Consider the following 8,704-nt stretch of genomic DNA (forward strand, 5'->3'; position numbering starts at 1 on the left):
GTCGATGGCCGATTGCTCGGACAGGTCGGCCTTGACGAAGCCGTCGAGCGTGATCATCGGGTCGTTGCGGTCCACGCCGATCACCTTGGCGCCCTTCAGCCGCAGGAAGCGCGCCGCCTCGGCCCCGATGCCCGAGCTGGAACCGGTGATGACGATGGTCTTGCCTTGGAAGTTCATGGTCTGCTGTCTCCTCTCGAATCTCAGAAGGGGAACGGGGTCGGCGCGTCCTTCACCGTCACCCACTGCCAGGTCGTGAACTGCTCCCAGTCGCCGGGGCCGCCATGCGAGTTGCCGTTGCCGGCGATGCCGGGGCCGCCGAAGGGGTTCACCGCGTCGTCGTTCACCGTCTGGTCGTTGATGTGCACCATGCCGGCCTTCAGGCGGTTGCCCACCGCCAGCGCGCGGCCGACCGATTTCGACAGCACGCCCGCGGCCAGGCCGCCGCGGCTTTGGTTGGCAATCGCCACCGCCTCGTCGTCGGTCTGGAAGGTGACGAGGTTGACCACCGGGCCGAAGGTCTCGTCGTCGAAGCTGGGCATGCCGGGCTTCACGCCGGCCAGCACCGTCGGCTTGTAGAAGAGCTTGTCGTAGCTGCCGCCGGCCAGCAGCTGCGCGCCGGCCTGCACGCTGGCCATGACCGTGGCGTGCACGCGGTCGCGCTGGCGCTCGTCGATCAAGGGGCCGAGCGCCACCTGGCCGGTGGCACCGTCGCCCACCGGCAGGTGCGTGGCCTTGCCGACCAGGCGCGCGGTGAGCGCAGGCGCGAGCGATTCGTGCACCAGCACCCGGTTGCTGGCCATGCAGATCTGCCCCTGGTGCAGCCAGGCGCCCCAGGCGATGTTGCTGGCGGCCACGTCGAGGTCGGCCTCGCTGGTCATGTCGTCGAGCACGATCAGCGCGTTGCTGCCGCCCAGCTCCAGCGAAACCTTCTTCAGGTGCTTGCCCGCCAGCTCGCCGATGCGGCGGCCGACGCCGGCCGACCCGGTGAACGAGATCATCGCGACCGCGGGGTCGGTGATGAGCGCCTCGCCCACCTCCGGCCCGCCGGGCAGCACATGCAGCACGCCCGCAGGCAAGCCCGCCTGCTCGAAGACCTGCGCGATCAGGAAGCCGCCGCTCACCGGCGTGCGCGGATCCGGCTTGATGATCACCGCGTTGCCGGCGGCCAGCGCCGGCGCCACCACGCGCAGCGTGAGGATCAGCGGGAAGTTGAACGGCGAGATCACGCCCACCACGCCGTGCGGCACACGCCGCGCGATGCTCATGCGGCCCGGCGTGCTCGGCAGCACCTGGCCTTGCGCCTGCATCGGCATCGAGGCAGCGATCTGGCAGAAGGCCACCGCCTCGCGGATCTCGTGCTGGCCCTTGGGCAGGATGGCACCCGTCTCGCGGGTGACGTAGAGCGCGAGCTCGTCGAAGTGCTGCTGGAACAGCGCGGCCGCGCGGTGGAACACCGCTGCACGCTCGCGCGGCCCGAGCGCGGCCCAGCCGGCCTGCGCCTGGGCCGCCACTTTCGCGGCCGTGGCCACATCGGCCGGCACGGCCAGGCCGGTGCGGGTGAGCACCTCGCCGGTGGCGGGCTCGATCACGTCGGCCGCCGCCGAGGCCGCGCGCCAGCCGCAGCTGTGCAGGTGCTCGCGCCACAGCGCATGGTTGAGGAAGGTGGTGGTCGTCATGGGCAGGCTCCCGGGGGTTGCGAAAGGCGCGAACCGCAGCTCGCTTGCTGGACCCCTGGTGCAACGCCTGTGCCGCGGTGGTGCCACCACTCCCACGACGAGCCGCCCACGCCCCACAACCGGCGAATCGTTTTCAGAGTGAAAACATCGTCCAGCCCTGGGGCTTTCCCGGATCCCTCTTGATGCGCCGCATCACAGGGTTTTGCCTGAGATCAAGTGTTTATGAAATGAAAACAATTTGAAGACCCGCCGAGCACCCGATTTCATCAATTCAGAAACCCGAAACCGCCATGGCCAAGCCCCCTCGCATTTCCTTGGCCGAGGTCGCCCGCCAGACCGGCACCATGCTGCGCCGAGGCGACAGCGGCCACTTCGTCGACGGCCAGGCGCCGACCATGGCCGACCTGACCGAATCGCTGTTCTTCTCGCCCGGCGACGGCCGCATCTGGCTGAACGACCAGCGCATGCTGCTGCTGCACAGCTCGGCCGTGGGCCACCTGCGGCGCGAGCTGATCGACACGCTGGGCGTCGACCGCGCCCGCGGCCTGCTCACCCGCGCGGGCTACGTCTCGGGCGCGCGCGATGCGCAGCTCGTGCGCGAGCGCTGGCCGCAGGGCGACGCGGCCAACGTCTTCATGGCCGGCACGCGCCTGCATGCGCTCGAAGGCGTGGTGAAGGTGACGCCGCTGAGCTTCGATTTCGACATCGACCGCGGCACCTACGAGGGCGAGTTCCTGTGGGAGCACTCGAGCGAGGACGACGAGCACATCAGCGCCTACGGCATCGGCACCGAGCCGGCCTGCTGGTCGCAGGTGGGCTACGCCACCGGCTACGTGACCAGCCTATTCGGGCAGCTGGTGATCTTCCGCGAGATCGAGTGCCGCTCGATGGGCGCCAGCGTGTGCCGGGTGATCGGCCGCCATGCCGCTGCCTGGGGCGACATCAGCGAAGACCTGCGCTACCTCGAAGCCAAGGATTTCCGCCGCCTGGGCAGCGCCGGCGCCGCGCCTGCCGACCCCGAAGCTGCACTGACCAGCGTGATCCCCGCCGCGTCGGCCGCCACCGGGGCGACAGGCCAGGACCGCCACGAGATCGTCGGCGCCTCGTCGGCCTTCAACTCCGCCTGCCACCAGCTCGCCCGCGTGGCCGGCACCCGCGCCACGGTGCTGTTCACCGGCGAATCCGGCGTCGGCAAGGAGGCCTTCGCGCGCCGGCTGCACCGCATCAGCACGCGGGCCGACAAGCCCTTCATCGCGGTGAACTGCGCCGCCATCCCCGAATCGCTGATCGAGAGCGAATTGTTCGGTGTCGAGCGCGGCGCCTTTACCGGCGCCAGCCAGTCACGCCCCGGCCGCTTCGAGCGCGCCGACGGCGGCACGCTGTTCCTCGACGAGATCGGCACGCTGAGCCTCGTCAGCCAGGGCAAGCTGCTGCGCGCGCTGCAGGAGGGCGAGGTCGAGCGCGTGGGCGGCACGCGCGTCATCCGCGTGGATGTGCGCGTGGTGGCGGCCACGAATGTCGACCTGCAGGCCGAGGTGCAGGCCGGGCGCTTCCGCGAAGACCTGTTCTACCGCCTGAACGTCTACCCCATCCATCTGCCGCCCTTGCGCGAGCGGCGCGACGACATTCCGCTGCTGATGAACCACTTCCTGCGCCGCGAAGCCGAGCGCCACGGCCGCCGCCCGACCGGCTACACGCCGCGTGCGGTGCGCGCGATGCTGCACTACCCCTTCCCCGGCAACATCCGCGAGCTGCAGAACCTGATCGAGCGCGGCGTGATCTCGGCCGAAGACGGTGCCGCCATCGACGTGGCCCACATGTTCCGCCGCGAGCAGCTCAGCGACGAGGCGCTGCTGGCCATCGGCGCGCGCGGCACGCTGACGGCGGCCAAGGGCGAGCCCGAGCCGAAGCGCTTGCTCGACGTGCTCAGCGGCGCGCTGCACGGCAGCGCCGGCGGCGGGAGCGTGCCCCTGGCCGAGCTGGAGCGGCGCCTGCTGGAGGAAGCGGCCGAGGCCGCCGGCGGCAACTTCTCGGCCGCCGCGCGGCGCCTGGGCCTGACGCGCGCGCAGTTCGCCTACCGGCTGGAGAAGGCCCGCGAACCGATCGCGAAGGACTGAACGGTTGCTCACCGGGCTTCCCCGCATTGACCCGGAATTCGGCGCCGATCCTGGCAATCAATCACGGCGGATCTCCCCGACACCTGATAGCTTCACGCCAGGGCCCCAGAACAAGAGAGAGAGCCTGGTAGTGATTGGCGGGATTCACAGTATTCGGCTCCTTGCGGCGGGCATCCTGCTCACGCTGGCGGCCATCATCGGCCGCGAAGTCCTGCCGAAGCGCACCCTCGACCTGATCGCGCCCGGCTACAAGGGCGAGCACTTTCTGTTCCCGGCCAATGACGACCCGAGCGGCGAGAAGGTCAGCTGGGTCGACGAGAAGCGGTTCCACTTCCGCTGCCACTACACGGGCGACGAGGCCTACCAGTCCTGCAGCCTGAACTTCATGCTGACGCGCGAGCGGCCGATGGAGGGCATGGACCTGCGCGGCTACGGCTCGATCACGCTGGACCTGGCGTACCGCGGCAACGCGGACTTCGTCCGCCTGGCCGTCCGCACCTTCGACCCGCGGTTCTCGCGCGAAAACGACGGCAACAGCGCGCGCATCCAATCGATCAACCTGAGGGCGCGCGATGTGGTGGGCCCGGTCACGATCAACCTGTCGGATCTGGCGGTGCCGGAATGGTGGATCGCGCAGTACAACCTGCCGCGCGAATACAACCTGCCGAGCTTCGAGAACGCCACCTCGCTGGCGATCGACCTGCCGGGCCGCCTCGCCGGCCCGCCGCACGAGCTGGAGCTGCGGCGGCTGGAGCTGCAAGGCGAATGGGTCAGCCGCGAGGCCCTGTACCTCGGCATCGTGGCCGCGTGGCTGCTGGGCGCCATGGGCGCGGTCGTGTGGCGGTTGGCCGACCTGCGCCACCAGCATCGCCAGCAGGAACGCGAGATCGAAGCGCTCATCGCGCGCGCGACCAAGCTGCACGCCGAGCAGGACCACCTGCGCCGCCAGGCCACGGTCGACGAGCTGACCGGCGTGCTGAACCGGCGCGGCGTCGAACAGACCATCGCCGATCTCGGCGAGCGCAGCGCCGGCATGGCGATCATCCTCGTGGATGTCGACCACTTCAAGCGCGTCAACGACATGCACGGCCACGAAGCTGGCGACCAGGTGCTGCGGCGCGTGGCGGCGGTGATGGCGCAGAACGTGCGCGGCGGCGACATCCTCGGCCGCTGGGGCGGCGAGGAATTCATCATCGCCTGCGTGGATTGCAGCGCCGAGCACGCGGCAGCGGTGGCCGAGAAGATCCGCCAGCGCATCGAGGCCAGCGCCTTCGGGGCCCGTCAGCGCATCCCCGTCACCGCCAGCTTCGGCGTCGCCGCGGTGCTCGGCGCCCACGGCTTCGCCGGGGCGCTGCGCCGCGCCGATGCGGCGCTGTACCGCGCGAAATCGCTCGGCCGGAACCGGGTGGTCGTGGACGACGACGGCGATGAATCGGCCGGGCCGATGGCCGGCGCGGCGTAGGCCGGGCGGCGATCACTGAGGGGCGATCACCGTGGGGCGATTACCGAGCGGTGATCATCAGCGGGCGCAGCATCCACAGGCCCAGCGCGGGCCCCAGCGCCAGCCAGGGCAGCAGCGCCTCGAGCGGGTAGCGCGACGCCAGTTGCGCGAACAGCTCGATGCTGACGATCGAGATGGCGAAGCCGATGCTGTTGACCAGCGTCAGCAGGCTGCCCACGGCCTCGCGCGGTGCATTCGCGGCGGTGAGCGCCGAGAACTGCGGTGAATCGCCTGCCACCGTCACGCCCCACACCACGAGCCACAGCGCAAAGGCGGCATCGCCTGCGCCCAAGGCCCAGGGCGCCAGCAGGCAGCACGCGCCGCTGGTGGCCAGCTGCGCCCCGGCCACGCGGGCACCGCCGCAGCGCCGCACGAGCAGGCCGCCCACGACGCAGCCCAGCATGCCCACGCCGATGACGGCGAACGACGCGGCGGAGGCGCCGGCACCGGCCAGCCGCGTGCCGACGATGGCGGGCACCAGCACCCACAGCGTGTAGAGCTCCCACATGTGGCCGAAGTAGCCGAAGGCCGAGGCCCGCACGCCGCGGTTCGACCACAGCGCGCCGAGGGCGCGCCACTGCAGGCGAGGCGACCGCGGCAGGTGCGGGCCATCGGGCACGAGCCAGGCCAGCGCGAGGCCACCGGCCGCCGCGATGGCCGACACGCTCAGCATCACCGCCGGCCAGGGCCAGTGCGTGCCGAGCGCGCGCAGCAGATGCGGCGAGGCCGTCCCCAGCACGAGCGCGCCCACCAGCCAGCCGAGCGCGGCGCCCAGGCCCTGCGGGTACCAGCCGGCCGCGATCTTCATGCCCACCGGGTAGATGCCGGCGAGAAAGAAGCCGGTGGCGAAGCGAATCACCAGCAACCCATCGAAGCCGCCGACGCCGGTGGCCCCGAGGGCGCTGCACGCGGCGCCCAGCAGCGCGCAGGCGAGGAACACCAGGCGCGGCGAGTGGCGGTCGGCGATGGCCAGCAAGGCAAACAACAGCGTGCCCGTGATGAAGCCGAACTGCACCGCCGAGGTCAGCGCCCCCACCGCGGAGGCCGGCAGCCCCCAGTCGCGCTGCAGATCGGGCATCACGGCATTCACGGCGAACCACATCGAGCCGCCCGCGAACTGCGCCAGCACGATGACGGGCAGCACCCGCACCGGCACGCCGGGTGGCTCACGCATGGGGTGGTGCCAGGGAATGTCTCATCGGACCTGATCTTATCGACCGGCCGGGCGCCCTGACCTAACCTTCAAATAGGGGTCGACGCAGGGGGCCCCCGTGCGCACAATGGACCGAGGGTCGACGTATCCCTTCCTGCACCCATCGTGCGCCGAATGAAATGCCACAGAGCACACAGAGCACCCCGACGATCGCTGTCCGCTTCGCGCAGTTCGAATTGCGTCCTGCCCAGCGCCTGCTGCTGGTTGGCGGCGAGCCGGTGGACATTGGCTCGCGCGCTTTCGATCTGCTGCTGGCATTCATCGAACGGCCGGGCGAGCTGCTGCGCAAGGCGGAGTTGATGGAGCGGGTCTGGCCCCGCGTCGTCGTCGAAGAGAACAACCTGCAGGTGCAGGTCTCCACGTTGCGGCGCGTGCTGGGCTCGCGCGCGATCGTCACCATTCCAGGCCACGGCTATCGCTTCACGCTGCCGCTGTCAGCCGATGACGGGTCGAGCGCAGGCGCCGGCGCGACCGTCGCGCCGCCATCCGCAGTGGCACCGGGCGGCCTCGCCCTGCTGGGCGGCCGCCGCAGTGTGGTCTTGCTGAAGCTGGGCTTCGCGAACGCCGTCACGCCGAGTACGCCCATCGCCGACGAAGACTGGCATGAGTTCCTCGGCGCGTTCGAAGGCTGTGCCAAGGAGGTCCTGGCGCGGCACGGTGGCCTGCTGACCGAATGCGACATGCTGGGCGTGACCGCGTTGTTCGGGCTGCCCGCCGCCGGCGAGAACGACCTGACCCAGGCGGTGGAGGCTGGGCTGGAAATGATCACCGGCGTACGCGCCCGCCGCTGGGCGGGCTTGCCGCCGGGCCTGGCCCTGCGTGGCGGGCTCGCGCATGCCAGCGTGATCGCCGCGCCGGGCGCCGCGCCCGGCACATGGCGCCTGTCCGGCTCGCTGAGCGTGACCGCGCTGGCCTTGTGCGACGCGGCGCAGGCGCACGAACTGCTCGTTTCGCAGGAGACGCGCCGGCAGATCGTGCCCTACTTCGACACCGCGCCCCATGCGCCGGTTGAGCACAGCGTCCTGCCGCACGCGCTGGAGGCCCACGGCGTGCTCGGGCGCAGCGGCATCGTCACGCGCATCGAGGCCGCCCGCTGGCGCGGCTTCACGCCGCTGGTCGGGCGCGCCGAGGAACTGCGCGTGCTCACGATGGCCTTCAACGACATGCTGGCCGGCAAGGGCCGTGCCATCAGCCTCGTGGCCGAGGCCGGGGTGGGCAAGAGCCGCCTGGTGGCCGAATTCGGCCGGCGCCTGCCGCCCGAGCAGGCCCGTGTCCTGCACGCACGCTGCCAGCCGCAACTCCAGATGAGCGCCTATGCGCCCTTCGTGGATCTGCTGCGCACCCTGCTGCAGTTGAAGAACCCCGCCCCCGAATGGCTCGAAGCCGATCTGTCCCAGAGCCTGCAGGCCATCGACCCCGCGCTCAAGGGCTGGACGCCCGTCGTGCGCAAGCTGTTGTCGGCGGGCCCGATGGCGAGCGATGCAGCCGACGGGCTGAACGCGGACGTGAGCCGCCGCCAGCTGAGCGAGGCCGTGGTCGCGCTGATCAGCGCGGCAGCCCGGATCGAGCCGCTGGTGCTGGTGCTGGACGACTGGCATTGGTCGGACCAGGCATCCGACGACGTGCTGAAGATGCTGGTCGCGATGGGTGCCCACCTCAGGGTGCTGCTGATCGTGACGGCGCGCCCGCAGGCGCAGCTCGCCTGGCCGACGTCTGCCCACTGCGAGCAGCTGTTGCTCAGGCCGCTGGCGCCGGCGCAGAGCGCGGACATGGTCCGGGGCATCTTCGGCGCGCAAAGCATCGCCACGTCGATCGCCTCGGCCATCCACGAACGCACTGAGGGCAACCCCTTCTTCATCGAAGAGATCTGCCGTGCGCTGCTCGACCAGGGCACGCTGACCCTCAGCGACGGCCTGCTGCATTCGAAGCGCACGATCGAAGGCATCGCGCTGCCGCACTCCATCGAGGCACTGATCCGCGCGCTGCTGGATCAACTGCCCGAAGCGGCCCAGGATCTGGCCAAGCTGGCCAGCGTTCTGGGGCGCGACTTCTCGCGCGACGATCTCGAGGCCTTGAGCGTGCACGCCGGCGCCAGCGGCGAGCTGCTCGCGCGCCTGGTCGACGCCGCGCTGATCGAGCCCACGCAGCTGGTGCCTGGTCCGCGCTATCGCTTCCGTCACGCACTGGTGCAGTTCGT

6 protein-coding genes are annotated in these 8,704 nt (G+C 70.7%); 3 read left to right on the forward strand and 3 right to left on the reverse strand.

The window, feature by feature from the left end; translation table 11 throughout:
* Both VJ693_RS04720 and VJ693_RS04725 read right to left on the reverse strand, forming a co-directional pair.
* A partial coding sequence (locus tag VJ693_RS04720; protein WP_324152322.1) for an SDR family NAD(P)-dependent oxidoreductase occupies positions 1-177 on the reverse strand: 177 nt, incomplete at its 3' end.
* Positions 178-200: 23 nt separating this feature from the next.
* Positions 201-1,676: a benzaldehyde dehydrogenase gene (locus tag VJ693_RS04725; RefSeq protein ID WP_324152316.1), complete on the reverse strand. Its 1,476-nt coding sequence runs from the start codon at positions 1,674-1,676 to the stop codon at positions 201-203.
* Between the two features lie 290 nt (positions 1,677-1,966).
* Here VJ693_RS04725 and VJ693_RS04730 point away from each other — a divergent pair, with 290 nt between their 5' ends.
* The gene (locus VJ693_RS04730; protein WP_324152318.1) at positions 1,967-3,793 is read left to right on the forward strand and encodes a sigma-54-dependent Fis family transcriptional regulator; all 1,827 of its coding nucleotides are present in this window, start codon (positions 1,967-1,969) and stop codon (positions 3,791-3,793) included.
* 130 nt (positions 3,794-3,923) lie between these two features.
* Positions 3,924-5,255 carry a GGDEF domain-containing protein gene (locus VJ693_RS04735; RefSeq protein WP_324152319.1) on the forward strand — a complete coding sequence of 444 codons (1,332 nt, stop codon included), beginning with the start codon at positions 3,924-3,926 and terminating at the stop codon, positions 5,253-5,255.
* Positions 5,256-5,295: 40 nt separating this feature from the next.
* Here the strand turns inward: VJ693_RS04735 and VJ693_RS04740 are convergent, their stop codons facing one another.
* The gene (locus VJ693_RS04740; RefSeq protein ID WP_324152320.1) at positions 5,296-6,468 is read right to left on the reverse strand and encodes an MFS transporter; all 1,173 of its coding nucleotides are present in this window, start codon (positions 6,466-6,468) and stop codon (positions 5,296-5,298) included.
* A 158-nt stretch (positions 6,469-6,626) separates the two neighbouring features.
* On the opposite strand from VJ693_RS04740, the gene VJ693_RS04745 reads away from it, so the two are divergent.
* Positions 6,627-8,704, forward strand: a 2,078-nt coding sequence (locus VJ693_RS04745; protein WP_324152321.1) for an ATP-binding protein, incomplete at its 3' end; no start/stop codon positions are given.

The organism is Ideonella sp. (assembly GCF_035254525.1).
GTDB lineage: Bacteria > Pseudomonadota > Gammaproteobacteria > Burkholderiales > Burkholderiaceae_C > Ideonella.

Bases quoted from the DNA above. Each gene is read 5' to 3' on its own strand.
- VJ693_RS04725 (WP_324152316.1), bottom strand. From the start codon at position 1,676: ATGACGACCACCACCTTCCTCAACCATGCGCTGTGGCGCGAGCACCTG.
- VJ693_RS04740 (WP_324152320.1), bottom strand. From the start codon at position 6,468: ATGCGTGAGCCACCCGGCGTGCCGGTGCGGGTGCTGCCCGTCATCGTG.
- VJ693_RS04730 (WP_324152318.1), top strand. From the start codon at position 1,967: ATGGCCAAGCCCCCTCGCATTTCCTTGGCCGAGGTCGCCCGCCAGACC.